At 69.9% G+C, this 24,960-nt stretch carries 19 protein-coding genes; all 19 read right to left on the reverse strand.

The features are described from left to right. Positions 1-4 precede the first annotated feature (4 nt). Complete coding sequence (locus ACZ4WS_RS28960) at positions 5-1,009, reverse strand: hypothetical protein (protein WP_467984915.1); 1,005 nt, start codon at positions 1,007-1,009, stop codon at positions 5-7. A 94-nt stretch (positions 1,010-1,103) separates the two neighbouring features. Then, positions 1,104-2,756, reverse strand: coding sequence for a glucose-6-phosphate isomerase (gene pgi, locus ACZ4WS_RS28965; RefSeq protein WP_467984917.1), 1,653 nt, complete (start codon positions 2,754-2,756; stop codon positions 1,104-1,106). Positions 2,757-2,827: 71 nt separating this feature from the next. Next, positions 2,828-4,096 carry an MFS transporter gene (locus ACZ4WS_RS28970; RefSeq protein ID WP_467984918.1) on the reverse strand — a complete coding sequence of 423 codons (1,269 nt, stop codon included), beginning with the start codon at positions 4,094-4,096 and terminating at the stop codon, positions 2,828-2,830. 175 nt (positions 4,097-4,271) lie between these two features. Continuing rightward, positions 4,272-4,607, reverse strand: a complete 336-nt coding sequence (locus tag ACZ4WS_RS28975; protein ID WP_003957010.1) for an RNA polymerase-binding protein RbpA — start codon at positions 4,605-4,607, stop codon at positions 4,272-4,274. A gap of 236 nt (positions 4,608-4,843) precedes the next feature. After that, positions 4,844-5,074, reverse strand: coding sequence for a preprotein translocase subunit SecG (gene secG / locus ACZ4WS_RS28980; protein ID WP_055529234.1), 231 nt, complete (start codon positions 5,072-5,074; stop codon positions 4,844-4,846). 104 nt (positions 5,075-5,178) lie between these two features. Further along, on the reverse strand, positions 5,179-5,955 hold the full coding sequence (gene tpiA, locus ACZ4WS_RS28985) for a triose-phosphate isomerase (protein ID WP_467984921.1): 777 nt from the start codon (positions 5,953-5,955) through the stop codon (positions 5,179-5,181). A gap of 5 nt (positions 5,956-5,960) precedes the next feature. Next, positions 5,961-7,172 carry a phosphoglycerate kinase gene (locus ACZ4WS_RS28990; RefSeq protein WP_467984923.1) on the reverse strand — a complete coding sequence of 404 codons (1,212 nt, stop codon included), beginning with the start codon at positions 7,170-7,172 and terminating at the stop codon, positions 5,961-5,963. Positions 7,173-7,300: 128 nt separating this feature from the next. Further along, positions 7,301-8,311, reverse strand: a complete 1,011-nt coding sequence (gene gap, locus ACZ4WS_RS28995; RefSeq protein WP_467984925.1) for a type I glyceraldehyde-3-phosphate dehydrogenase — start codon at positions 8,309-8,311, stop codon at positions 7,301-7,303. 191 nt (positions 8,312-8,502) lie between these two features. Beyond that, the gene (locus ACZ4WS_RS29000; RefSeq protein ID WP_467984927.1) at positions 8,503-11,460 is read right to left on the reverse strand and encodes a M14 family metallopeptidase; all 2,958 of its coding nucleotides are present in this window, start codon (positions 11,458-11,460) and stop codon (positions 8,503-8,505) included. A 158-nt stretch (positions 11,461-11,618) separates the two neighbouring features. Then, entirely contained in the window at positions 11,619-12,608 is a 990-nt protein-coding gene (gene whiA, locus ACZ4WS_RS29005) for a DNA-binding protein WhiA (protein ID WP_010987695.1), read from the reverse strand. Further along, on the reverse strand, positions 12,599-13,669 hold the full coding sequence (locus ACZ4WS_RS29010) for a gluconeogenesis factor YvcK family protein (RefSeq protein ID WP_467984929.1): 1,071 nt from the start codon (positions 13,667-13,669) through the stop codon (positions 12,599-12,601). Before ACZ4WS_RS29010 ends, whiA begins: the two co-directional genes overlap by 10 nt. Further along, complete coding sequence (rapZ, locus tag ACZ4WS_RS29015) at positions 13,666-14,553, reverse strand: RNase adapter RapZ (RefSeq protein ID WP_467985005.1); 888 nt, start codon at positions 14,551-14,553, stop codon at positions 13,666-13,668. The genes ACZ4WS_RS29010 and rapZ overlap by 4 nt, the downstream gene beginning before the upstream one ends. Before the next feature lie 62 nt (positions 14,554-14,615). Further along, positions 14,616-16,676, reverse strand: a complete 2,061-nt coding sequence (gene uvrC / locus ACZ4WS_RS29020; RefSeq protein ID WP_467984931.1) for an excinuclease ABC subunit UvrC — start codon at positions 16,674-16,676, stop codon at positions 14,616-14,618. A gap of 77 nt (positions 16,677-16,753) precedes the next feature. Then, entirely contained in the window at positions 16,754-17,827 is a 1,074-nt protein-coding gene (locus ACZ4WS_RS29025) for an MASE1 domain-containing protein (protein ID WP_467984934.1), read from the reverse strand. Positions 17,828-17,991: 164 nt separating this feature from the next. Beyond that, a complete protein-coding gene (locus tag ACZ4WS_RS29030; RefSeq protein ID WP_467984936.1) occupies positions 17,992-19,326 on the reverse strand; it encodes a SpoIIE family protein phosphatase in 1,335 nt (444 codons plus the stop codon). Further along, positions 19,326-19,463, reverse strand: coding sequence for a hypothetical protein (locus tag ACZ4WS_RS29035; protein WP_467984938.1), 138 nt, complete (start codon positions 19,461-19,463; stop codon positions 19,326-19,328). The genes ACZ4WS_RS29030 and ACZ4WS_RS29035 overlap by 1 nt, the downstream gene beginning before the upstream one ends. A 220-nt stretch (positions 19,464-19,683) precedes the next feature. Then, positions 19,684-20,355 carry a response regulator gene (locus tag ACZ4WS_RS29040; RefSeq protein ID WP_467984940.1) on the reverse strand — a complete coding sequence of 224 codons (672 nt, stop codon included), beginning with the start codon at positions 20,353-20,355 and terminating at the stop codon, positions 19,684-19,686. 338 nt (positions 20,356-20,693) lie between these two features. Next, on the reverse strand, positions 20,694-23,417 hold the full coding sequence (locus ACZ4WS_RS29045; RefSeq protein ID WP_467984942.1) for a PAS domain S-box protein: 2,724 nt from the start codon (positions 23,415-23,417) through the stop codon (positions 20,694-20,696). Further along, positions 23,414-24,862, reverse strand: a complete 1,449-nt coding sequence (locus ACZ4WS_RS29050; protein ID WP_467984944.1) for an ABC transporter substrate-binding protein — start codon at positions 24,860-24,862, stop codon at positions 23,414-23,416. Before ACZ4WS_RS29050 ends, ACZ4WS_RS29045 begins: the two co-directional genes overlap by 4 nt. Positions 24,863-24,960 lie beyond the last annotated feature (98 nt).

Below are 24,960 nucleotides of genomic sequence, written 5' to 3' on the forward strand. Positions count from 1 at the left end.
CCGCTCAGGACCCGTACGGTCCTTGGCCGTACGGGTTCTGTTGGTTGTACGGGTTCTGCGGCCACTGCGTGTACGGGGCGCCGCTTCCGGGAGCGTAGGGGTTGCCGTTGCCCGGTGCGTACGGCTGGCCCGGCGGCGCGTACGGCTGGCCGGGCGGTGCGTACGGCTGGCCCGGCGGTGCGTACGGCTGGCCGGGCGGCGCGTAGGGGTTCCCCTGCGGCGGGACGAACCCGGGGTTCGGCGCGTGCCCCGGGGGCGGGGGAAGCGGAGGCAGCCTGGCGGGGTGCGCGCCCAGCCGGATGCCGTGGTGGCGTCGGAGCCGGTTCATCTCCAGGGCGGCGATGGCCGTGACCGTCAGCGGGGCGCCCAGGATGAAGACGATTCCCATCTTGAAGCTGAGGCCGTGCAGGTCGCCGGTGACCAGGTCGGGAATGGCCATCAGCCAGGTCGTCACCGTGGCGAGCAGCGGCGGCAGGCCTCGGTGCACGGCGGCGGAACCGAAGAAGTTCCCCGACAGCTGCACGGCCCCGTACAGCAAGAAGCCGGTCAGCCACATCGCCACCAGGCCGAGCACCACCAGCGCGACGCCCCCGAGCGACATCGACAGCTGCCACAGCAGCACCGTCGCCACGACCATGCCGATGAAGAGCAGCAGCAGCTTGAGCGAGTTGAACAGGGACCCGCGCAGCTCACGGATCCGCCCGGTGCGCCGCCAGACGAAGAGCATCACACCCACCGTCAGAGGTGTGATGAACAGCAGGACGACGGCCGCCGTCAGCGTGTTCTCCAGAATCTCCGTGAAGTCGAACTTGCCCTCCACGAACGTGTACACGCCGAACGCCGCGACAGCCCCGGCGATGACGCGCACGCGTTTGAGCCGCTCCACGGACGGATCGACCGACGGCGGAATCCACGCCGGGTGGAACACCGCCTGCGCCACGGCCTTGGGCTGCAGAATCGACGCCACCGACAGCCTGCCGCTCAGCCATCTCCCGCGCGAACCAGCCATGTTCCGCTCCCCCGAGCCCTCGACGCCATGATCGTCGGCGATTTTACGGGAAGCGGACGGACTCCCGCCGCCCGCTTCCCGTACTCGCCGCCGCCTACCGGCCGCGCAGCTCCCGGTACTTGGCGACAAGAGCCTTCGTCGACTCGTCGAGACCCGGCACCTCCGCACCCTCCGTCAGCGCCGGCTCGACGCGCTTGGCGAGGACCTTGCCGAGCTCGACGCCCCACTGGTCGAAGGAGTCGATGTTCCAGACGGCGCCCTGGACGAACACCTTGTGTTCGTAGAGGGCGATCAACTGGCCCAGGACCGACGGGGTCAGCTCACGCGCGAGGATCGTCGTCGTCGGGTGGTTTCCCTGGAACGTCTTGTGCGGCACCAGCTCCTCGGGCGCCCCCTCGGCACGCACCTCGTCGGGCGTCTTGCCGAAGGCCAGTGCCTGCGTCTGCGCGAAGAAGTTCGCCATCAGCAGGTCGTGCTGGGCGACCAGACCCGGCTGGAGGTCGGCGACCGGCTCGGCGAAGCCGATGAAGTCGGCCGGGATCAACTTCGTGCCCTGGTGGATGAGTTGGTAGTAGGCGTGCTGTCCGTTGGTACCCGGCGTGCCCCACACGACCGGTCCGGTCTGCCAGTCGACCCGCTGCCCGCCGCGGTCCACGGACTTGCCGTTGGACTCCATGTCCAGCTGCTGCAAGTACGCGGTGAACTTGGACAGGTAGTGCGAGTACGGCAGTACGGCGTGCGACTGGGCGTCGTGGAAGTTGCCGTACCAGATGCCCAACAGGCCAAGGAGCAACGGCACGTTGGCCTCGGCGGGGGCGCTCTTGAAGTGCTCGTCGACGACCCTGAACCCGTCGAGCATCTCGCGGAAGCGGTCCGGGCCGATGGCGATCATCAGCGACAGGCCGATCGCCGAGTCGAAGGAGTAGCGTCCGCCGACCCAGTCCCAGAACTCGAACATGTTGGCCGTGTCGATGCCGAAGTCCGACACCTTCTCGGCGTTGGTCGACAGCGCCACAAAGTGCTTGGCCACGGCTTCCTGACCGGCCTTCAGCTCGGTCAGCAGCCAGTTGCGCGCGGAGGTCGCGTTGGTGATCGTCTCGATGGTGGTGAACGTCTTCGAGGCGACGATGAACAGCGTCTCGGCCGGGTCCAGGTCCCGTACGGCCTCGTGCAGGTCCGCGCCGTCCACGTTCGACACGAAGCGGACCGTGAGGTCGCGGTCGGTGAAGGAGCGCAGCGCCTCGTACGCCATCGCCGGGCCGAGGTCGGAGCCTCCGATGCCGACGTTGACGATGTTCTTGATCCGTCGGCCGGTGTGGCCGGTCCACGCGCCGGAGCGGACGCGCTCGGAGAAGCCGGCCATCTTGTCGAGGACCGCGTGCACGGCCGGGACCACGTTCTCCCCGTCGACCTCGATGACCGTGTCCGGCGCGGCGCGCAGTGCGGTGTGCAGCACCGCGCGGTCCTCGGTGACGTTGATCTTCTCGCCGCGGAACATGGCGTCCCGCAGCCAGAACACGTCGGTGGCCGCGGCCAGCGCGCGCAGCAGCCGCAGCGTCTCGTCGGTGACGAGGTGCTTGGAGTAGTCGATGTGCAGGTCGCCGACCTGGAGGGTGTAGCCGGCGCCGCGCCCCGGGTCGGCCGCGAACAGGTCCCGCAGATGGGTCTCCGCGAGCTCCTCGCGGTGCTTGGCCAGAGCGGTCCACTCGGGCGTCTGGTTGAGCCTGGAACGGCTTTCTGCGTTCATCTCGGACTTCCGCCTTCTTCCTGCCTGTGCTGCCGCGTACCTTGCCCCGCTGCCGGTCCCAACCTAATTGATCAGGGCTTGACGTGAGCTGTCGTAGCGCCGTCGTCCGGCTCAACAACAGATACGTCCGGCTTGAGGGCAGGTATCAGCGAAGTGACGGCGAGGGCGAACAGTGCGGCCGCGAAAAGCGCGGGCCCGTTCAGCCCGTACAGCCGCGCCACGGTGCCGCCCAGCAGGGCGCCGAGCGGGGCCCCGGAGGTCGAGGCGGTGCGGAACGCGGAGCTGATGCGGCCCAGCATGGATTCCGGGCTGCGCTGCTGCATCAGCGTGACCTGGTTGACGTTCCACACCATGTTCATGGTCCCGAGCAGCACCATGCCCACGAGGAGGGCGCCCAGGTCGCGGACGGTTCCGATGAGCACCAGGGAGAACGTCTGGACGCACCCCGCCATGAGCAGGCTGCGGGTCCGCCCGATCCGGTTCGCGATGCGCTGAGCGGCGAAGCCGCCGGAGAAGCTGCCCGCCGAGTACGCCGTCATCGCCGCCGCGAATCCCACGTTCCCCGTGTGCAGCCAGCGCGTCACGTGCAGCACCAGGGTGGCGATCAGGGCACCCATGCCGATGTTGCAGAGCAGGGTGGCCGCGCAGATCGCCCGCAGCACCCGGTCGTGCCACAGTGCCCGCAGGCCTTCGGCCACCTCGGCGCGCAGCGTGCTCCCGGTCGGCCGCGGCTCCCGCTCGGGTGCGTCTGTCCGCAGGGAGGCCACGAGCGCGGCGGCCAGCAGGTAGGTGGCCGAGTCGGCCACGAACGGCATGGCGGCCCCGACGGTCAGCAGCAGCGGTACGAAGGGGCTCGCCAGCAGGCCTCCGGCGAGCTGCTGGCCGGTCATCAGCCGGGCATTGGCACTGCCGAGGGCCACACGGTCGACCAGGGAGGGCAGCAGGGCCGTGGACGCGTTGTCGAAGAGTGTCTGGAGGGTGGTCAGGGCGAAGGCGAGCGCGATCAGCAGGGCGATCGAGGCGTGCCCGAGCCCGACGGCGAGGGCGAAGCAGGCCACCAGCGTGCCGCGCACGGTGTCCACGGCCCACATCGCCCGGCGCTGGTCCACCCGGTCGGCGATCGCTCCGCCCAGCAGCCCGAAGAGCAGCCAGGGAAGATAGCCGCAGGCCGTGACGGAGGCGATGACGAGGGGATCGTCGGTGAGCCGCACGGCGAGCAGCGGCAGCGCGGCGGTCCGCAGGGCGTCCCCGAACCGCGACACCACAGCCGCGCTCCACAGGCGCCCGAACCCGCCGCGCCACGCGGGCGCCCGCACGCCCGTCACTTCCGCCGTCGTCACAACGCCCCCTCTGGTTCCGCCACTTCAAGAACCGTAGAGGGCGCCACTGACAATCGGCCGTGGAGCGGCCGGGCGGGGATGTGGAATCCGGCCACGGCGCGGCCACGGCACCGGAAATCCGCGCGCGAAACAGCTCCGGCCAGGCGCCCACAGGTGCCCGGCCGGTTCTCAACTCCTAGATCTCGCCCCGCAGTTTGGCGAGCGCCTCGGCGAGGATCGCCTCGCCGTCCGCGTCGCTGCGCCGCTCCCGTACGTACGCAAGGTGCGTCTTGTACGGTTCGGTGCGCGGCGGGTCCGGCGGGTTGTCCCGGTCCTGTCCAGCGGGAAAGCCGCAGCGCGGGCAGTCCCAGGTGTCGGGAACCTGCGCGTCGCTGGCGAAGCTGGGCTGCGTCTCGTGCCCGTTGGAGCACCAGAAGGAGATGCGCAGCCGCGGCGCGGACTCGCCGCGCTCGGCCTCGCCCATCGGCCCCGCCCCGACCCGGCTTCCTCGGATCGCGTTGCCACTTGCCACGGTCGTAACTCCCTGCGTGATGGTGCCGCGAAGCGAGTCGGCGTGACGCTTCGCTGCGAGCGCCTCAGTCTACGTAAGGCCCAACGCGCGTCCAGTGATTGGAGTTACACCCCCGCCCCTAGACGCAAGCCCCATGATAGGCCGCGCTTGCGGGCGCGTACCGGACATGGGGCCTTACGTGTGGAATGTGCTTGCTTAATGTGCAGTTGTGCGGCCGTACCGATGTCAGCCGGTGATCAGTTGTTGACCTTCATCAGGATGCCGAGTACGACAATGCACGCGAACCAGAGCAGACCGAGCACCACGGTGATGCGGTCCAGGTTGCGCTCGGCGACCGAGGAGCCGCCGACGGACGACTGCATGCCACCACCGAACATGTCGGAGAGGCCGCCGCCCTTCCCCTTGTGCATCAGCACCAGCAGCATCAGCAGCAGGCTGAAGACGATCAGGGCGATCGAGAACCCCATAACCACGGCTGGACCAACTTCCTCGGATCTGGATCGACGACGGGGGTCCAGTGAGTACCCACTAGACCCCCGCAAGGGTACGACGGATCGCCGCTACCGCATACTCACTGGTCGCGGAAGCGGACGATCTTGACGAACTCGTCGGCGTCCAGCGAGGCACCGCCGACCAGGGCGCCGTCGATGTCGGGCTTCGCCATGATCTCGGCGACGTTCCCGGACTTCACCGAGCCGCCGTACTGGATGCGGACCTTGTCGGCCAGCTCCCGGGAGTACAGCTCGGCGAGGCGCCCGCGGATCGCCCCGCAGACCTCCTGGGCGTCGTCGGAGCCGCAGACCTTGCCCGTTCCGATCGCCCAGACCGGCTCGTAGGCGATCACGATGGACTCGGCCTGCTCGGCCGGGACGTCCTTGAGACCGCCGTCGACCTGGGAGAGCGTGTGGGTGACGTGGTTGCCCGCATCGCGGACCTCGAGCTCCTCGCCGACGCACAGGATCGGGGTCAGGCCGTGCTTGTAGGCGGCCTTGACCTTGGCGTTGACGATCTCGTCGGTCTCGGCGTGGTACTGGCGGCGCTCGGAGTGCCCGATCGCCACGTACGTGCACTTGAGCTTGGACAGCATCGGGCCGGAGATCTCGCCGGTGTACGCGCCGGAGTCATGTGCCGAGACGTCCTGGGCGCCGTACTTGATCTTGAGCTTGTCGCCGTCGACCAGGGTCTGCACGGAGCGCAGGTCGGTGAAGGGCGGCAGGACGGCGACCTCACAGGCCTCGTAGTCCTTGTCCGCGAGGGCGAAGGCAAGCTTCTGGACGTGCGCGATGGCCTCGAGGTGGTTGAGGTTCATCTTCCAGTTGCCCGCCATCAGCGGCGTGCGCGTGCTCATTAAGGTCAGTCCTCCAGTGCGGCGAGGCCGGGGAGCGTCTTGCCCTCGAGGTATTCGAGGGAGGCGCCGCCGCCGGTCGAGATGTGGCCGAATGCCGTCTCGTCGAAGCCCAGGATGCGGACGGCCGCGGCGGAGTCGCCACCGCCGACGACCGTGAAGGCCGGGGAGTCGAGGAGGGCCTGGGCGACCGCCTTGGTGCCCTCGGCGTAGTCGGGGTGCTCGAAGACGCCCATCGGGCCGTTCCAGAAGACGGTGGCCGCGTCGGCGAGCTTCGAGGCGTACAGCTTGCGGGTCTCAGGACCGATGTCGAGACCCTCCTGGTCGGCCGGGATGGCGTCCGCGGCGACGGTGGTGGGGTGGGCGGGGGCCTTGGTCTTCAGGTCCGGGAACTCATGGGCGACCAGGACGTCGACGGGGAGGACCAGCTCGACGCCGTTCTTCTCGGCGCGCTGGATGTACTCCTTGACGGCCGGAACCTGGTCCTCCTGGAGGAGGGAGATGCCGACCTCGTGGCCCTGGGCCTTGAGGAAGGTGTACGCCATGCCGCCGCCGATGAGGAGACGGTCGGCCTTGCCGAGCAGCTGGTCGATGACGGCGAGCTTGTCGGAGACCTTGGCGCCGCCGAGCGCGACCACGTACGGGCGCTTCACGTCCTCGGTGAGCTTCTTCAGGACGCCGACCTCGGTGGCGATGAGGTAGCCCGCGTAGTGCGGAAGGCGCGCCGGGAGGTCGTACACGGAGGCGTGCTTGCGGTGCACGGCGCCGAAACCGTCGCCTACGTAGACATCGGCCAGGGCCGCGAGCTGGTCGGCGAACGCGCCGCGCTCGGTGTCGTCCTTGGACGTCTCGCCGGCATTGAAGCGCAGGTTCTCGATGACCGCGACCTGGCCGGGCTGGAGGCCGTTCACGGCGTCGTGGGCGGCGGGGCCGACGGTGTCCTGCGCGAACGCCACGGGGGCGCCGAGGAGTTCGGCGAGCCGCTCGGCGGCGGGCAGCAGCGAGAAGGCCGGGTCCGGGGCGCCCTTGGGGCGGCCCAGGTGCGAGGCGACGACCACCTTGGCGCCCGCGTCGGCGAGGGCCTTGACGGTCGGCAGGACGGCGCGGATGCGGCCGTCGTCGGTGATGAGGCCGTCGGCCAGCGGAACGTTCAGGTCGGCGCGGACGAAGACCCGCTTGCCGTCCACGCCTTCGGCGAGAAGTTCGTCGATCGTCTTCATAAAGGGACTCCTAGGGAAGGCTCTTCAGATCCGAGAGGGCTGATCGATCAGTACGTAGCACAGGGCCCGGACAGCGCGGCTTTGCGCTGCCCGAGCCCTGGCTCACATCGAGGTGCCTGCTCTGGGACTTAGAGCTGGCCGCCGACGAAGACCGTGAGGTCGACGAGGCGGTTGGAGTAGCCCCACTCGTTGTCGTACCAGCCGAGGATCTTCACCGAGTTGCCCTCCTGGACCATGGTCAGGGAGGAGTCGAAGGTGCAGGAGGCCGGGTCGCTGACGATGTCCGAGGAGACGATCGGGTCCTCGGTGTACGCCAGGTAGCCCTTGAGGTCGCCGTCCTCGGCGGCCTTCTTGAACGCGGCGTTGACCTCGTCCTTGGTGACCTCGCGCTGCAGCGTCACGACCAGGTCGGTGGCCGAACCGGTCGGGACCGGGACGCGCATGGCGATGCCGTCCAGCTTGCCCTTGAGCTGCGGGAGGACCAGGGCGGTGGCCTTGGCGGCACCCGTCGTGGTCGGGATGATGTTCTCGGCGGCGGCGCGGGCGCGGCGCAGGTCCGAGTGCGGGAAGTCCAGGATGCGCTGGTCGTTCGTGTACGCGTGGACCGTCGTCATCAGGCCCTTGACGATGCCGAAGTTCTCGTCGAGAACCTTGGCCATCGGCGCCACACAGTTGGTGGTGCAGGAGGCGTTCGAGATGACGTGGTGGTTCGCCGGCTCGTACTTGTCCTGGTTGACGCCCATCACGATGGTGATGTCCTCGTCCTTGGCCGGAGCCGAGATGAGGACCTTCTTGGCGCCGCCGGCGATGTGCTTCTCGGCGTCGGCCTTCTTGGTGAAGATGCCGGTCGACTCGATGACGATGTCGACGCCGAGGTCGCCCCACGGGATGTCGGCGGGGTTGCGCTCGGACAGGACCTTGATGGTGTGGCCGTCGACGGTGATCGTGTCGGCGGTGTGCGACACCTCGGCCTTGAGGCGGCCCAGGATGGTGTCGTACTTGAGCAGGTGAGCGGTGGTCGCGGTGTCACCCAGGTCGTTGACAGCCACGATCTCGATGTCAGCACCCTGCTCCAGCAGCGCGCGGAAGTAGTTACGACCGATGCGGCCAAAGCCGTTGATGCCTACGCGGATCGTCACGAACCGATCTCCTCGTTAGGTACGCCGACTCAGACGCCGGCGAGTTGTATGGGATGTCCCCGACCGCCTACGACCCTACCTCCCTGAGGCTCCCGAGGTGACATCGAGAGGGGCCATACACGGCAGGGCGATCCGTACCCACCAGTAGGGGTACGGACCGCCCTGCATGTTCACGCGATCGTCACGCAGAGTCAGCCGCGCAGCGTCGCGAGTGCCTTCCCGATCAGTGCCGTGCGGTCGGCCGCCGCGGTGACGTGCTCCAGGCCGAAGCCCAGCAGCACGGTGTCGCCCGTGGTGACCGCCCCGTATGTCTTGAAGAGCTCTCCGTAGCGCGCCCAGTCCTTGAGGACGGCCGGGCTGCCCGCGGGCGGTCCGGGGACGCTCCAGGCGCCGAGAGACGCCTCGAAGCCCTCCGTCTGGGTGGCCGTGCCGCCGACGACGAGCGAGGCGTCGTCGGCGAGGACGCCGTGGCCGCCGCTGCTCGGGTCGGTGATGTAGCTCAGCGAGACCTCTATCGACTTACCGGCGTACGCGCTCAGGTCGAAGTTGACCTGCTGCCAGCCGTTGGAGGCGCCCGTGAAGCTGTTCCACGAGCCGCTGGTGCCGGTATTGGCGCAGCCGGTCGAGCTCACGGTCAGGTAGTGCTTGAGCCAGGGGTGCTCGTTGACGAGGAACGCGGCCTCGCACTCCGTGGGGACGGTGGTGCTGGTGGCCCCGCCCGCCTCCGGGAGCGTCGTCCAGTCGTCGGCCCCGGTCGTGTGGACCTCCAGAACCGCGTGGTCGTAGCCGGGCTCGGTGTCCCACAGGAGCCGGGACCGGAGCGTCGGCGTGTCGGCCGCGCTGACACCGGTGAGGTCGATGGTGCGGGTGAGGCGCTTGTAGGCGTCGTCGGTGTGCACCGCGGCGGCCATGGACGAGCCCGCGTAGGGCCCGTACGGGTTGACGGTCCCGGCGAACTGGCCCGCTCCCGCGCTCGACGCGAACTGCGGGTACTGCGCGGCGGCCAGCGTCTCCGAGGTGACGCCGTAGGTGCCCGCCGCGTTCAGCGGGTTGCCGGGCGCGTCGCCGAGCGCCCCCGTGACGCCGGTGAGCGCCCCGGAGCCGGTGAAGCCCGTGGCCCCCGGAGTGGACGTACGGGAGTAGGCGCCCAGATAGTACTGACTGAAGTCATTCGAAAGAGTGCCGCCGCCGAGGTCGACACTGCCGCCGGCCAGCTCGCCCGCCTCGACCAGCTTGCCGCCCTGGTTGAGGAAGGCGCGCAGCTGGAGCTGGGTGGCGTTGCCCGGCCGTACGGCACCCGTGTAGTGGACGACCGTCTTGAAGTGGTCGAGCACGCCGAGCGCGTCCGGTGCGCCCAGGGTCGCGACGTCCCAGACGAGGGGCTTCTTGCCGTTGGCCTTCAGCGCGTCGACGTAACTCTGCGCCTGTGTGGCGGTCGCGCCCTCCTCGGCGACCACCAGGGTGTCGGCCTTCGGCCGCTCGGCCACGGTGTACGTGAAGTGTGTGCTGGAGGTCGGCTTTCCGGCCTTGGTCTCGCCGGTGAACCAGACCTCGACCTTGTCGCCCGGGTCGCCGTCCTGGACCTTGGCGCGGTACTCGTCGAAGTAGAGGTTGTCCGTGCCGCCGTAGGTCTCGCCGCCCTGCCAGGCCTTGAGTGCCATGTCCTCCGTACGGCCGCCGTTGACGCGGTACTTGAGCTCCTTGTCGCGTACGGACCTGCGGGCGACGACGGAGACCTCCTGGTCGGCGCCGCGCGAGTACGACGTCGAGAAGGTGGCCGGGGTGAAGTCGGGCGCGTCGATGCCGACCGAGGAGGACGGCTGGTCGGGGTGGCCGGCGGTCTCGGCGACGGAGAGCGCGAACGGGATGTTCTTCTCGAACTCCTGCTCGATCAGCTTCTCATCGTCCGGGAACGTGAAGATGGAGGCGCAGTCGGCGGCGTTCCAGGCGTCGTTCGGGTCGATGTCCGACGCGGTCTGGCAGGTCGACATCTCCGGGGTGAACATCGCCATGCCGTTGACGTTGCCCGCGTGGCCGTCCGCCTCGCCGTTGGTGGTGTAGAGCTCCGAGGAGACCTGCGGGTGGTAGCCCGGGATCGCCGAGTTCTCGGGGGTTCCGGCGAGCGACTTGTAGAGCACGTCGTCCGGGGTCGGCGTCGCCACCTGCCAGCCCACTCCGTAGAGGAGCAGTTCGGCGGCGGAGTGGTAGTTGATGCCGTACGTGAAGCCGATGCGCTTCTCGAAGGCGTCGAGGGCCTTGGTCTCGGGCTCGGAGCTGGGGCTCGCGCCGCGGTAGGTCTCGCTGGTGGGGTTCGGGGACGAACCCTCGTCGTCGTAGCCCCACTTGTAGGCGAAGTTGCGGTTGAGGTCGACGCCGTCGCCGGTGGTGATGACGCCGTCGCCGTTCACGTCCCGCAGGTTCTTGCGCCACTGGCGCGTGACCGCGTCCTTGAACGTGTAGTCGTAGCCGTCGGGGTTGGCCGACAGGACGAACCACAGCTCGGTGGAGTCGACGATCTTCTTGATGCGCTTGTTCGTCGCGTAGTTGTCCAAGTAGTAGTGCATCAGACGCCGCGTCATCTCGGGCGTGATCCACTCGCGGGCGTGCTGGTTGGACATGTACAGCACCGACGGCTTGGCGCCGTCCTCGGTCTTCTTGGCGCCCTTGGTCAGTTTGAGCGCCAGGATGTCCTGGCCGTTGACCGTCTTCCCGATGGAGACGACCTTGGTGAGGTCGGGGTGCTCCTGGCCGGTCTTGAGGATCTCCTCCTGGAGATTGCCCTTTCCGCTGTACGGGCGGAACACGCCCTGGGCCGCGTCCGTGACGCGGTCCTCGGCCTTGGCGGAGAGCGTGTGCTCGGTGAGCTCCACGCCCTGCTTCTCCAGCTTCTTGGCCTGCTGGTCGGTGACGTAGACCTCGACGGTGCTCTTGCCGTTCTTCCAGGTCGCGTCGCCGAGTTCATGGCCGTCCTGCCCGGCCGCGAGCAGCAGGGGTATCTGCTGCTTCGTGACCTCGGCGCGGAACACCTTCACGGCGTTCGCGTCGGGCTTGGGTGAACTGCCATTCTGCGCCTGGGCGATGGGCGCCATGCCCGCACCGCCCAGCAGGAGCGCGCCGGTAGCGAGGATCGCTCTCGCTCTTCGTCTCATGAGCCCCCCTTGCACTGGTCCGCCACAGCAGCGAACAGATGCCAGGCTCATGACACTTCATGGTCAAGTCAAGGGCGCCTCACAGGCAGGCAAACGCCGGTGCCGTCGCCCCAAGTGGGCGTCGGCACCGGCGTGTTGAGAACTTGAGCTGTCGAGAGTCACCCCGCGAGGTTGTCGGCCATCTCCTCGGTGAGGTTGGACTCCGTACCCGGGATGCCGAGATCCTGGGCCCGCTTGTCGGCCATCGCCAGCAGTCGGCGGATACGGCCGGCCACGGCGTCCTTGGTCAGCGGCGGGTCGGCGAGCGCGCCCAGCTCCTCCAGGGAGGCCTGCTTGTGCTCCATGCGCAGCCGTCCGGCGGCCGCGAGGTGCTCCGGCACCTCGTCGGCGAGGATCTCCAGGGCGCGCTGCACCCGGGCTCCGGCGGCGACGGCGGCACGGGCCGAGCGGCGCAGGTTGGCGTCGTCGAAGTTGGCGAGACGGTTCGCCGTGGCGCGGACCTCGCGGCGCATCCGCCGCTCCTCCCAGGCCAGCACCGACTCATGGGCGCCGAGGCGGGTGAGCAGCGCGCCGATGGCGTCCCCGTCCCGCACGACCACGCGGTCCACGCCGCGCACCTCGCGGGCCTTCGCGGCGATCGACAGGCGGCGGGCGGCGCCGACCAGCGCGAGCGCGGCCTCCGGGCCCGGGCAGGTCACCTCGAGAGAGGACGAACGGCCCGGCTCGGTCAGCGAGCCGTGCGCCAGGAACGCCCCGCGCCAGGCCGCCTCGGCGTCGCAGGTGGCCCCCGAGACCACCTGCGGGGGCAGCCCGCGGATCGGGCGGCCACGGCCGTCGACGAGCCCCGTCTGGCGGGCCAGCTGGTCACCGCCCGCGACAACGCGTACGACATAGCGGGAGCCGCGGCGCAGACCGCCGGGCGCCATCACGATCAGTTCGGAGCTGTGGCCGAAGATCTCCAGGATGTCCCGCTTCAGACGGCGCGCCGCCATCGCGGTGTCCAGCTCCGCCTCGATCACGATCCGGCCGCTCACCAGGTGAAGGCCGCCCGCGAACCGCAGAATGGCGGAGACCTCCGCCTTTCTGCAGCAGGTCCGGGTGACGGGAAGCCGGGAAATCTCGTCCTTCACCGCTGCCGTCATCGCCATGGGCCGATCCTTCCATGCATCCGAAAAATACGGTCGTACGCGGCGGCCAACAGCTCCGGGTCGTGCCGCGGAGATCCGTCGGTCCGGGCCACCGGCGCCAGCTCGACCGCGGCGCCGAACCGCTTGGCGGCATCGGTGAGTGAGTCGCGGTCGGGCACGGCGGCCTCGTCGGCCAGCACCACGTCCAGGGCGAGTTTAGGGGCGTGTCGTCCCAAAACCTCCAAATGACGCTGCGGGGAGAAGCCTTCGGTTTCTCCGGGCTGCGGGGCGAGGTTCAGGGAGAGTACCCGGCGCGCCTTCGTCTGGATGACGGCATCGAGCAGTTCGGGCACCAGGAGATGCGGGATCACCGAGGAGAACCAGGAGCCGGGGCCGATGACCACCCAGTCCGCGTCGAGGACCGCCGCGACGGCCTCGGGGACGGCGGGCGGGTCGTGCGGCACGACGTGCACGGACTGCACTTCGCCGGGGGTGAGCGCCACGGTGGCCTGGCCGCGGACCGTGACCACCTCGTCGGGCCGGTCCGGGTCGTGCCCCTTGACCAGGGCCTGGAGCTCCAGGGGCACGGCGGACATGGGCAGCACGCGGCCATGCGCGCCCAGCAGCTTGCCGACCAGGTCGAGGGCCTGGACATGGTCGCCGAGCTGCTCCCACAGGGCGACGATCAGCAAATTGCCGACCGCGTGCTCGTGCAGGTCGCCCTTGGAGTGGAAGCGGTGCTGGATGACGCGGGCCCAGGTCTGGCCCCAGTCGTCGTCGCCGCACAGCGCGGCAAGGGCCTTGCGCAAGTCACCGGGCGGGAGCACGCCCAGCTCGTCGCGCAGGCGCCCACTGGAGCCGCCGTCGTCGGCCACGGTGACGACGGCGGTGAGGTCGCCGGTGATCCGGCGCAGCGCGGCGAGCGAGGCGGACAGGCCCATACCGCCGCCGAGGGCGACGACCTTGGGCTGGGCGCCGCGGCGCCGCGGCTTGGCACCGCGCGCCTCGACGGGCTTGCCGCCGCTGCCTTCGGGGGTCACCCGGCGCAGCCTGCTCAGCCGCAGTGCGGCACGTCCGGTCATTCGCGGCCCATGTCCCGGTGGACGACGACCGTCTCCACTCCCTCAGCGGCCAGCCGGGCGGCGAGCTTCTCCGACGTGGCGACCGAGCGGTGCTTGCCGCCGGTGCAGCCGACCGCGATGGTCACGTAGCGCTTGCCCTCGCGCCGGTACCCGGCCGCGATGAGCTGGAGCAGTTCGGCGTAGCGGTCGAGGAACTCCTTGGCGCCGGGCTGGTTGAAGACGTACGCCGCGACCTCCTCGTTGAGACCGGTGAAGGGGCGCAGCTCCGGGACCCAGTGCGGGTTGGGCAGGAAGCGCATGTCCACGACCAGGTCGGCGTCGACCGGGAGGCCGTACTTGAAGCCGAAGGACATGACGGTGGCCCGCAGCTCGGGCTCCTCCTCGCCCGCGAACTGGGCGTCCATCTTGGCGCGCAGCTCGTGCACGTTCAGGCTGGAGGTGTCGATCACCAGGTCGGCGTCGCCGCGCAGCTCGCGCAGCAGCTCGCGCTCGGCGTCGATGCCGTCGACGATGCGGCCGTCGCCCTGGAGGGGGTGCGGGCGGCGCACGGACTCGAAGCGGCGCACCAGGGCCTCGTCGGAGGACTCCAGGAAGACGATCCGCCGGGTGACGTGCTTGGACTCCAGGTCGGCGAGCGACTCGCGGAGGTTGTCGAAGAAACGCCGGCCGCGTACGTCGACGACGACCGCGATCCTCGCCACGTTGCCCTGGGAGCGGGCGCCGAGCTCCACCATGGTGGGGATCAGCGCGGGTGGCAGGTTGTCGACGACGAACCAGCCGAGGTCCTCCAGACACTTGGCGGCCGTCGACCGGCCGGCCCCGGACATCCCGGAGATGATCACCAGCTCGGGGATGGCGGCGTCGGGCACTTGGGCCGTCTCCATCGTCGTACTCCCCTGTGTGCCGTTGTCGGTCTGTAGTGCGTGTTCTTGTCGTTCGTTGTCGCTCATGTCTCCTGCCCCCGTCGCTCGTCCGAGGCGCCCGCGGTCACGGGCTCCTCTGGGGAACCCGCCGTCGTTTCGGGCGCCCCGTATTCCTCGTCTCCCATGATCTCTCCAGTCGCCGTATTCACGGCGGGTGCGGCCGGGACCGCCTGGGCGAGGGCCACGGCGACCGTCTCGGCCGTTTTGCGGCCTATGCCGGGAACCTCGCAGATCTGGTCGATTGACGCGGATCGCAGTTTTTTCACCGAGCCGAAGTACTTGATCAGTGCCTGTTTGCGCGTCTCGCCCAGGCCCGGTACGTCGTCCAGCGGGCTCGACCTGAAGCGCTTGGCCCGCTTGGCGCGCTGGTAGGTGATCGCGAAGCGGTGGGCCTCGTCACGGACCCGCTGGAGCAGGTACAGGCCCTCGCTGGTGCGGGGCAGGACCACCGGGTCGTCGTCGTCCGGCAGCCACACCTCCTCCAGGCGCTTGGCGAGGCCGCACACGGCGATGTCGTCGATGCCGAGCTCGTCGAGGGCCTTCTTGGCGGCCGCGACCTGCGGCTGGCCGCCGTCGACGACGACGAGCTGCGGCGGGTAGGCGAACCGCTTGGGGCGGCCTTCCTCGTCCTTCAGTTCCTGACCGTCCACACCGTCCGCGCCGTCCGCCCACTCGCCGGTCTTCTCCTTCTCGGCGATGTAGCGCTTGAAGCGGCGGGTGATCACCTCGTGCATGGACCGGACGTCGTCCTGGCCCTCGAAGCCCTTGATCTGGAAGCGGCGGTACTCGCTCTTGCGCTGGAGCCCGTCCTCGAAGACGACCATGGAGGCCACGACGTCGTCGCCCTGGAGGTGCGAGATGTCGTAGCACTCGATCCGCAGGGGCGCGCTGTCCAGGTCGAGGGCCTCGGCGATCTCCTCCAGGGCGCGCGAGCGGGTGGTCAGGTCGGAGGCGCGCTTGGTCTTGTGCAGGCCGAGCGCCTGGAGCGCGTTGCGCTGCACGGTCTCCATGAGCGCCTTCTTGTCGCCGCGCTGCGGGATGCGCAGCGAGACGTTCGACCCGCGGCGCTCGGTGAGCCACTCCTGGACGGGCTCCACCGGGTCGGGCAGCGCCGGGACGAGCACCTCCTTGGGTACGGAGTCGCCCTTCTCCTCGCCGTAGAGCTGCTGGAGCGCGTGCTCGACGAGGTCACCGGTGGTGACGGCCTCGACCTTGTCGGTGACCCAGCCGCGCTGGCCGCGCACCCGGCCGCCGCGTACGTGGAAGATCTGCACGGCCGCTTCCAGCTCGTCCTCGGAGACGGCGATCAGGTCGGCGTCGGTCGCGTCGGCGAGCACGACCGCGTTCTTCTCCATGGCCTTCTTCAGGGCCTCGATGTCGTCGCGCAGACGGGCCGCCCGCTCGTACTCCATCTCCTCGGCCGCGTCCGTCATCTGCTGCTCGAGGCGGCGGATGTACGTCCCCGTACGGCCGGCCATGAAGTCGCAGAACTCCTCGGCCAGCTCGCGGTGTTCCTCGGCGGAGACGCGCTCGACGCAGGGGGCGGAGCACTTGCCGATGTAGCCGAGGAGGCAGGGGCGGCCGGTGCGGGCCGCGTTCTTGAAGACGCCGGCGGAGCAGGTGCGGACGGGGAAGACGCGCAGCAGCAGGTCCACGGTGTCGCGGATCGCCCACGCGTGCCCGTACGGACCGAAGTAGCGCACGCCCTTGCGCTTGTGGCCGCGCATCACCTGCACGCGCGGGAACTCCTCGTTCATCGTCACCGCGAGGTACGGATAGCTCTTGTCGTCGCGGTACTTGACGTTGAACCGGGGGTCGAACTCCTTGATCCAGGAGTACTCGAGCTGAAGCGCCTCGACCTCCGTGGACACCACCGTCCACTCCACCGACGCGGCCGTGGTGACCATGGTGCGGGTGCGCGGGTGAAGATTCGCCAGGTCCTGGAAGTAACTGGCCAGGCGCTGGCGCAGGCTCTTCGCCTTTCCGACGTAGATCACCCGGCGGTGCTCGTCGCGGAATTTGTACACCCCGGGAGAGTCCGGGATCTGTCCCGGCTTGGGGCGGTAGCTGGAGGGGTCGGCCATGTCACACACCCTACTGGCGAGGGCTGACAGCGCGGCGGGCTCCCGGCCTGCCTGTGGACAGAACTCCGGGGACGGTTCTAGGGCCTGTCTTCAGTCGTGATCAAATCCGGGTTCTGGGCCCGTTCGCTGCCGCTGCCGCTGTCGCTGTCGCTGTCGCTGTCGCTGTCGCTGTCGCTGTCGCTGTCGGGGAGCGTCGGGTGGTGGTGGCCACCGGCGGCGATCTTGGCCGCCATCTCGGCGAGCTGCCCGCAGGCTCGCGCGATCTCCTTCTGGGTCTGGTTGCGCTCGCTGACGGCTGCCGCGAGCACCAGTGCGGTCAGCGAGGCGGAACCGTTGAACGCCTGCAGGGTGATCATGTTGGTGAGCAGGTCGTGACCGGCGAACGCGCCTGATTTCTGGGCAGCGGCGATGATCGCAAAGGTCGACACGGCCAAGGCGCAGGGCGCGGCACCGGCCAGCTGGAAGCGGAAGGCCGCCCAGATCAACAGCGGGAAGCCGAGGAACATGAGGGACGTGCTGTCGGTCTCGACGAAACCGACGCAGACAGTGGCTGCCACAAGCAGCAGTCCCTCCACCCAACGGGACGGCGGAGCGTGCTTCGGCCAGCGTGCCGAGCGGAGAACGAGCAGGACCGGCGCGACCACCAAGACACCCATCGCGTCGCCGGTCCACCAGACCGACCACGTCGGCCAGAAGTCGCCGGCGCTCAGCACACCGGCGAGTAGCAGTGTCCCGCTGCCTATCGTCGCGCTGACCAGCATTCCGGTGAACGCACCGAGAAAGATCAGTGCCAGCGCGTCCCGCAGGCGGTCCAGTGCGTTGTGGAACCCCGCACGGCGGAGCAGTACGTACGAGCAGACGGGCGCGAGGGTGTTTCCCGCGACGATCGCGAGCACGGCCGGTATCGATGGCCCGAGCGAGGCGTTGACCAGGAGCGCGCCGAGTGCGATTCCGGGCCAGACTCGCGGGCCGCGGAGGAGCAGGCTCGCCAGCGCGATGCCGGTGGGGGGCCATAGCGGGGTCACCTGGCCGCGCACCAGCTGCTGCAGCAGCCCCACCTTGGCGGAGCCGTAATACAGCGCGGCAACGGCGCAGATCTCCAGGGCGGCCAAGCCACCGCGCCGGATCCATGCATGCCGTGCGCCAGTCATCGGGCGACCTCCGCATCGACATCGCCCCGATGTCCATCATCCGTCGGATCTCCCGGATCCTCCACGGCGCCGTTGAACTGAACGTTCGGTCCTCGGTCACCGAGCGAGGTGTCGTCACGCGCCGCTGTCACCGCCGCGCACTCGGCTCGGCCTGGCGTCGGGGATCAGACGTGCGGGGTGCGCAGGGCGAGGATGGCCATGTCGTCGTGACCGTCGCTGGGGTGGTGATCGGCCAGTGCCTGAACGAACTCTTGCAGGGGCAGGGCGGCATACGCGAGGGCGAGATCGGCGAGCTGATTCATGCTCTCGTCGATGGGGTGGTCGGGATGTTCGATCAGCCCGTCGGTGAAGAAGACCACGGTGGCGTCCGGGGGCAGGAAGCGCGAGTGGTCGGGGCGGGGCTGCTCGGGGTCGACCCCGAGCGGTAGCCCGGGTTCGGCGAACAGGAATTCCGCTCGGTGCTCAGGAGTGATCAGCAGGGGTGGGACATGGCCCGCGGTGCTCCAGTGGAGGCGCCAGCCCCCTCCCTCCGGTTCGAAACGCGCCAGGGTAGTCGTGGTGACGGGATTGTCTGTGATGGCCTGCAGGGTGCGGTCGAGCTGGGAGAGGATCGCGCCGGGCGGATTGCCCCGGTCGAACAGCAACGAGCGCAGCATGTTCCGGGTGGCGGCCATGGCGGCCGCGGCCTGCAGATCGTGGCCGACCACGTCACCGATGACGACCGCCACGACGTTGCCGGGCAGCGGGACGGCGTCGTACCAGTCCCCGCCGAGTTGACTGGGCTCGGCAGCGGGCTGGTAGACGGCAGCGGCGGCGAACGGCCGCACGTCGGGCAGCGTCGGCAACAGAAGCCGTTGGAACTGTTCGGCTCCGATGCGAACCCGTTCAAACAGGCGGACGTTTTCGATCGCGATGCCGGCGGCGCTGGCCAGGGCAACGACGACGTTCTCGTCGTGGACGTCGAAGGGCTGTCCGTCACGCCGCTCGGAGAGGTACAGGTCACCGTAGATCTCGCCGCGGACGCTGATGGCGACGCCGAGCAAGGTACGCAGGTACGGGTGGCCGGGCGGGAAACCGGCGGATGACGGATGAGTTGAGATGCTGTCGACCCGCAGGGGTCCGGGGTGGCGGATCAGGTGCCCGAGGACGCCCCGGCCGCGAGGTAAGTCGGTCTCGGCCAGATCAGCGCGTTCCTGTTCGGACAGACCGACGGCGATGAACTGTTCCAGCTGCTCTCCGGACTCGCTGAGTACGCCCAGCGCCCCGTAGCGGGTGCCGACCAGGTCCATGGCCGTGGTCACGATACGGTGCAGCACGGCAGGCAGCTCCACCTCCCGGCTGATGGCCACCACCGCATCGAGCAGGCCCTGCAGTCGGTCCATGGTGTCCAGCAGGCCGCGCAGTTGCTCGTCGATCCGGCCCAGCTCGGCACGCAGCCGCACGTGCAGATCGGGAAGGTGCGGATGCCCCGGTTGTTTCCCTTCGTTCTCTCCTGCCATTACGAGCGCCCGGTGGCCTGAAGTGCGGTCTCGGCCACCTTCAGCCGGCAGCGATCGATGCCGATCAGGGTGAACGGGGCGTTGGCGGCCGCGGCGGTGGTCTTGCGCCGGTACAGCTCCTCACGTGAGCGGTACATCCCGGCCTCCTGACACCGCCCTGATCATTCGAGACCACAGCGTGACACGGCCAGTCAGGGCACACGGCCATTACTCCAGGAGCGGCATGCCACATCCGGACAACCCGGGTGGTTCCCAGGGGAGGCGGGCGCCCACAGCGGCATCTTCTTGGTGCTCAGCCCGCCGCGGGACCGGCCGAGCAGGGAAACCCGGATGTAATCACGGCTGAAGACAGCACACCTAGCGCGACTCCAGGAACGTCAGCACCGCCAGGACACGACGGTGGTCGTCGGTGTCCTCCTGGAGGTGGAGCTTGCCCAGGATGCTGCGGACGTGTTTCTCGACGGTGCCCTCGGTGACCCACAGCCGACGGCCGATGCCCGCGTTGGAGCGGCCCTCGGCCATCAGGGCGAGGACCTCGCGCTCGCGGGTGCTGAGGAAGGACAGCGGGTCGTCACGCCGCTGGGCCGAGAACAGCTCCTGTACCAGGGAGGGGTCGATGACCGAGCCCCCCTTGCCGATCCGGTGGAGCGATTCGATGAAGTCGTCCACGACCGTGACCCGGCTCTTGAGGAGGTAACCGACCTTGCGGCCACCGGCCAGCAGCTCCAGGGCGTCCTCGACCTCGACGTACGCCGACAGGACCAGGATGCCGGTGGCCGGGTGGCGCTCGCGGATGGTGCGGGCCGCCTTCAGTCCCTCGGTGGAGTGGTTGGGCGGCATCCTGATGTCGATGATCGCCAGGTCCGGGTGCTCGTCGGCGACCAGCTCCAGGAGCCGTACGGCGTCACCGGCCTGCCCGGCCACCTCGTAGCCGACGCGCTCGCAGAGGCTCGCGAGCCCCTCCCTGAGCAGGACGTCGTCGTCGGCGAGGACGACCCGTCCCCGCGCGGGCTGCTGATGGGCGTCCATGGTCCCGGCTCCCCCTGCCCGACAGTGCGGTGTGCTGCGGTGCGCCCCAACAGCCTGCCCGGAACTGGTGGATTACGGCTAGCCGGAAGCGGAATTGGGGGATGGCCGTGACGACACGGGGACCTTCCGGGGCGATGCTCGAACCAGTGCGGATGCCCGGAACCGGCCGCCCCGGGCGAGGGGCGGCCGGTCACACGGCCGAAGGGCTGCGGGAGATGCGGCGGACACGGATCGAGAAACGACGGCGGTCGGTCCGTGTCCGCCGGTACGAGGACGAGGTGGAGTCCCTGCGCGTCCAGAGCCGGCCTTCTCCGGAGCGGGCCTCCCCTGGAGCGGCCTCACCCGTCCGCCGGCGCCTCCTCCAGCGGTAGTCGTACGGTGAGCATCGTGCCGCTCCCCGGCGGGCTGCTGATGCCGAGCTTGCCGCCGATCGCCTCGACCCGGTCGATGAGCCCGATGAGACCCGAGCCGCCGCCCGGTTGCGCACCCCCGGTGCCGTCGTCGCTGATGGACACCTCAAGGACGTCGTCGTACGTCCGCGCCTCGACCTGTACGACCGTGGCACGCGCGTGTTTGGCGGCGTTGGTGAGGCATTCGGAGGTCACGTAGTAGACGGCGACCTCGGTCTGTTCCGGAAGGCGCACGGAGGGCAGCCGGAGATCCAGCTCCACGGGGACGGCGGAGCGGCGGGCCAGGGCTCGCAGGGCGGGGCCCAGGCCGCCCTGGGAGAGGATCGCCGGGTGGATGCCGCGGGAGATCCGCAACAGGTCCTCGAAGGCGTCGTCCAGGCCCTTGCTGATGTGCGCCAACTGCGCGACGAGGTCGGCCGGTTGGTCCGCCATCATGGACTCGGCCATCCGGAGGTCCAGCTGGAGGGAGACCAGTCGCTGCTGGACGCCGTCGTGCAGGTCGCGCTCGATGCGGCGCCTGGACGCGTCCCCGGCGGCCACCACGCGCGCGCGGGAAGCGGTGAGCTGGGCCCGGCTGTCGGCGTTGGCGAGGGCGGTGGCGACGAGCTCGGTGAAGTCGGCCAGCCGCGACTCGGCGCCCGGGGGCAGCGGCTCGGGGCCCGACGAGGCCGCGACGACGGCACCCCAGAGCCGGTCGTCGACGATGATCGGGGCGCCGACCATGCGTCCGGCGCGGGCCGCGCGGCTGGTCCGGGCCACCGCGGCGGCCGCCTCCGCGCCCTCCCCGGCGGTCGCGTAGGCCGAGCCGAGGACCGTGGTGGCGCCGTCGGCCTCGTAGCGCAGGACGGCCGCGGAACCCGTGCTCAGCACCAGCCCCACCTCGTGCGCGACGCTGGCGAAGACCTGGTGCGGCGGGACACCGCGGGCCACGAGGGTGGCGACACGGCGCAGCGCGGCCTGCTCCCGGTCGGCGCGGCGGCTCTCGGTGACGTCACGCCCGGCGGCGTAGATGAGGCCCTCCGCGGTCACCGGTCGGGCGCTCCACTGGAGCCAGCGCTCGGTGCCGTCGTCGCGCAGGTAGCGGTTCTCGAACTCGCCGACCTCGATGCCGCTCGCCAGGCGGTCGAGGACGGCACGCGTGCGTGCCCGGTCCTCCGGGTGGACGAACTCCAGCCAGGGCTTGGCGAGGAGCACGTCGGCGGGGAATCCCAGGGTCCGCTCGAAGGCCGGGTTGACGCGCTTGAAGTAGCCGTCGAGTCCGCAGATGCACAGCAGGTCGAGGGAGAGGTTGAAGATGCTCGCCAGCTCCCGTTCGGCCTCGCGGCGTCTGCCGTGCGCGGCGGCGAAGGACGCCATGGTGTCGTTCATGCCGCCCAGCAGCTGTGCCCAGGTCCCGTCGAACGCGGCGACGTCGGCGCGGTGGCCGAGCCGGTTGTCGTCGATCGCCGTGTTCATGGTGCGGATCTCGGCGGCGAGCCGCTCGCTGGTGACATGGAGTTCGCGGAAGGTGTCGGCGACGACGCCGATCTCGTCGCGTCCCCGGTAGTGGACGTCGTACGACAGGTCGCCTTCGGCGAGGGCCCTGGCGCCCTGGGACACCTCGGTGAGCGGGCGGGTGATGGAGCGGCGGAGGGCCAGGGCGAGGACGGTGACGGCGAAAAGGACCCCTACGGAGAGGGCGAGTTCGCGCTCGCCCTGGTCGTGGGCGGTCCTCAGGCCGTGGTCGGCGTCGGCGTCGAGCTCACCGGCCGCGTCGTGGGCGATGCCGCGCAGGGCGGCGAGCCGGTCGGTGGAGGCCGTGAGCCAGTGGTCCAGGGAGGGGAGTTGTTTCTTCGCGCCCCCGGAGGCCGTGAGGGTTTCGCGGGTCGCGCGCACGGTGCGTCCCGCGGGCTGCAGGAGTACGCGGGAGAGGTCGGCGCGCAGCGGCCCGGAGGTGGTCTGGCGGAAGAGGTCGAGCTGGGCGGTCTCCAGGGCGGGCCAGCGGTTGGCGGGGGCGCTGCGGCCGTCGGAGCGCGGCGCCGCGAGCAGGGTGGCGAGCTCGACGCGTTCGCGCTCGGCGGCCTCGATGGCGCCCAGGATGGCCAGGTAGGCGTCGGCGGAGCGGCCCGAGGCACGTGTGGGGCGGCTGGAGTCGAGGCGGCGCATGGTGTCGAACAGGTACGTCGCGATCGTCGCGTACCTCTGTTCGATCTCCGGTGTGGTGAGCGCGCCGCTGTCCGACTCCAGCCGGGCCGCGTGGAGTTGGCTGCTCAGGGAGCGGAGGACGCCCGGGACGTCGGGCTGTCCCTGGCGGCCGGAGGCGGCGCTCTCCGCGGCGGTGAGGGCGCGGTCGGTGGCCGCCCTGGCCGCGTCCCGCTCGTCCGCCGTCTCCGCCCGGTCCGGGGCCGCCACGGCGAGGACCTCCCCGAGGCGTTCGCGGGCGACGGCCTCGTAGAACCCGGCCGTCGCGAAGGACACCCGGGTCGAGGTTCTGAAGTCCCTCAGGGTGTGCGCCTCCTGCCACTGGGCCAGCGCCGAGAAGACGGTGAAGGCGAGCAGTCCGGCGACCGGCAGCAGGACGAGCAGCATGAGCTTGGTGCCCACCCGCAGCCGCGCGATCAGCGGCGGGCGGGCGCCCGCCATGCGCCCGGGGCGCCGGCCGCCGGCCCTCATGGCCCGCCTGACGGGTAACCGTGGTGGTCGGCCAGATCCTTGTCGATCTCGCGGACCGCCTGGTCCAGGGTGGCCTCGACCGGAGCGCCATCGACGACGATCTTCGCGAAGGCCTTGGAGAAGGCCACGGTCACGGCGGGGTAGGCGGGGGTCTGCGAGCGGGGCCGCGCGACGGTCCTGAGCTGCTCGATGAACAGGTGCTCGGGGCCGCCCTTCGCGAAGGACGGCGAGATCTTCACGGCGCTGTCCGTCGCCGGGATCGCCCCGTTCGCCACCGTCATACGGTGGATCTGGCCGGGCTTGAGCAGATAGGCGAGGAAGCGCCAGACCGCGTCGCCGTCGGCGGCTCCCGCGGGAATACCCCACTGCCAGGACCCCATGCCGGTGACCGTGCCCCTGCCGAAGTCGGGCAGCGGGACGATCTTCACGTCGCCGGGGAACGCCTTGGTGTAGTCGCCGTACACCCAGTGCCCGACCCAGGAGATCGGGCTGCGGCCCTTCGTGAAGGCCTTGTCGTCCTTGTCCGGGTCGACCAGCCCTTCTTGGGCCCAACTCCGCAGCGTGGTGAGCGCTTTGACGGACTTGGGGCTGTTCAGGAAGCCGTCGGCCGTGCGGTGGGTCCTGGGGTCGATGAGATCGCCGCCCGCGGACCAGACGGCGGGCGCGAAGCCGTACGTGTTCCACTCCTGGCCCGGGACGGAGTAGTTGAGCCGCAGGTCGAGCGGGCGCTCGTACCCCAGCTTCCTGAGCTTGTGGAGGATGCCGGTCAGCTCGGTGGCCGTCCAGGCATCACCGGGGCCGCTCGGCACCCGGATGCCCGCCTTCTTGAGAACCGAGGGGCGTACGTACAGGCCGAGCCCGGAGTCGAAGGTGCCGACGCCCCACAGCCGGCCCTCGTAGGTGCCCTGTTCGCGGATCGAGGGCAGCAGGTCGTTCTTCACGCTGTCGGGGACGCAGGAGTCGATCGGCTTCAGTTTGCCCGACCAGGCGTAGTTGTAGAGGTTCGGGCCGTCGAAGTCGAGGAGGTCCGGCAGTTCGCCGCTGGCGGCCGCGGATTCGACCAGGTCCGCGTACGGGCGCTCTTCGGGCAGCGTGATCAGTTCGACCCGTACGGCCTTCTGCGCGGCGTTGAAGTCCTTGACCTGGCGGCGCATCGTGTCGAGCTCTCCGCTCGGGCCCGCGTGGAACCACACGGTGATGTCCGTGGTGCCCTTGAGCTTTCCGTCGCACGTGGTGTCCGCGCGCGCCTTGGAACGCTTTCCGTCGTCGCCTCCCCCGCGGCAGCCCGCGACGAGGAGGGCCGCGCAGAGCGCTCCGGCGAGAAGCGGCCGCCACGCGGGGAACGGCCACCAGGCGGGGATCCGCCGCCGCTCGGGGTGCGGCCGGGACTTCCCGGCGTCGCCGACTGCCCCGGTCTTCCTCGGTTTCCGTTGGAACACCTTCATCGTGCACCCCCACCCGACCGACGGGACACGGCCACCCCAGGGCATCGACATGCTACCGCCGTGACGCGCCGCTGCTCTGCGTGCACGCGAACCTTCCG

The sequence above is a fragment of the Streptomyces sp. NPDC029292 genome (assembly GCF_055569295.1).

Excerpts from the sequence above, each read along its gene's own strand:
- ACZ4WS_RS28960 (WP_467984915.1), bottom strand. The coding sequence starts at position 1,009 with ATGGCTGGTTCGCGCGGGAGATGGCTGAGCGGCAGGCTGTCGGTGGCG.
- pgi (WP_467984917.1), bottom strand. The coding sequence starts at position 2,756 with ATGAACGCAGAAAGCCGTTCCAGGCTCAACCAGACGCCCGAGTGGACC.
- secG (WP_055529234.1), bottom strand. The coding sequence starts at position 5,074 with ATGGGGTTCTCGATCGCCCTGATCGTCTTCAGCCTGCTGCTGATGCTG.
- tpiA (WP_467984921.1), bottom strand. The coding sequence starts at position 5,955 with ATGAGCACGCGCACGCCGCTGATGGCGGGCAACTGGAAGATGAACCTC.
- ACZ4WS_RS28990 (WP_467984923.1), bottom strand. The coding sequence starts at position 7,172 with ATGAAGACGATCGACGAACTTCTCGCCGAAGGCGTGGACGGCAAGCGG.
- ACZ4WS_RS29000 (WP_467984927.1), bottom strand. The coding sequence starts at position 11,460 with ATGAGACGAAGAGCGAGAGCGATCCTCGCTACCGGCGCGCTCCTGCTG.
- whiA (WP_010987695.1), bottom strand. The coding sequence starts at position 12,608 with ATGGCGATGACGGCAGCGGTGAAGGACGAGATTTCCCGGCTTCCCGTC.
- ACZ4WS_RS29010 (WP_467984929.1), bottom strand. The coding sequence starts at position 13,669 with ATGACCGGACGTGCCGCACTGCGGCTGAGCAGGCTGCGCCGGGTGACC.
- rapZ (WP_467985005.1), bottom strand. The coding sequence starts at position 14,553 with ATGGAGACGGCCCAAGTGCCCGACGCCGCCATCCCCGAGCTGGTGATC.
- uvrC (WP_467984931.1), bottom strand. The coding sequence starts at position 16,676 with ATGGCCGACCCCTCCAGCTACCGCCCCAAGCCGGGACAGATCCCGGAC.
- ACZ4WS_RS29025 (WP_467984934.1), bottom strand. The coding sequence starts at position 17,827 with ATGACTGGCGCACGGCATGCATGGATCCGGCGCGGTGGCTTGGCCGCC.
- ACZ4WS_RS29030 (WP_467984936.1), bottom strand. The coding sequence starts at position 19,326 with ATGGCAGGAGAGAACGAAGGGAAACAACCGGGGCATCCGCACCTTCCC.
- ACZ4WS_RS29035 (WP_467984938.1), bottom strand. The coding sequence starts at position 19,463 with ATGTACCGCTCACGTGAGGAGCTGTACCGGCGCAAGACCACCGCCGCG.
- ACZ4WS_RS29040 (WP_467984940.1), bottom strand. The coding sequence starts at position 20,355 with ATGGACGCCCATCAGCAGCCCGCGCGGGGACGGGTCGTCCTCGCCGAC.
- ACZ4WS_RS29045 (WP_467984942.1), bottom strand. The coding sequence starts at position 23,417 with ATGAGGGCCGGCGGCCGGCGCCCCGGGCGCATGGCGGGCGCCCGCCCG.
- ACZ4WS_RS29050 (WP_467984944.1), bottom strand. The coding sequence starts at position 24,862 with ATGAAGGTGTTCCAACGGAAACCGAGGAAGACCGGGGCAGTCGGCGAC.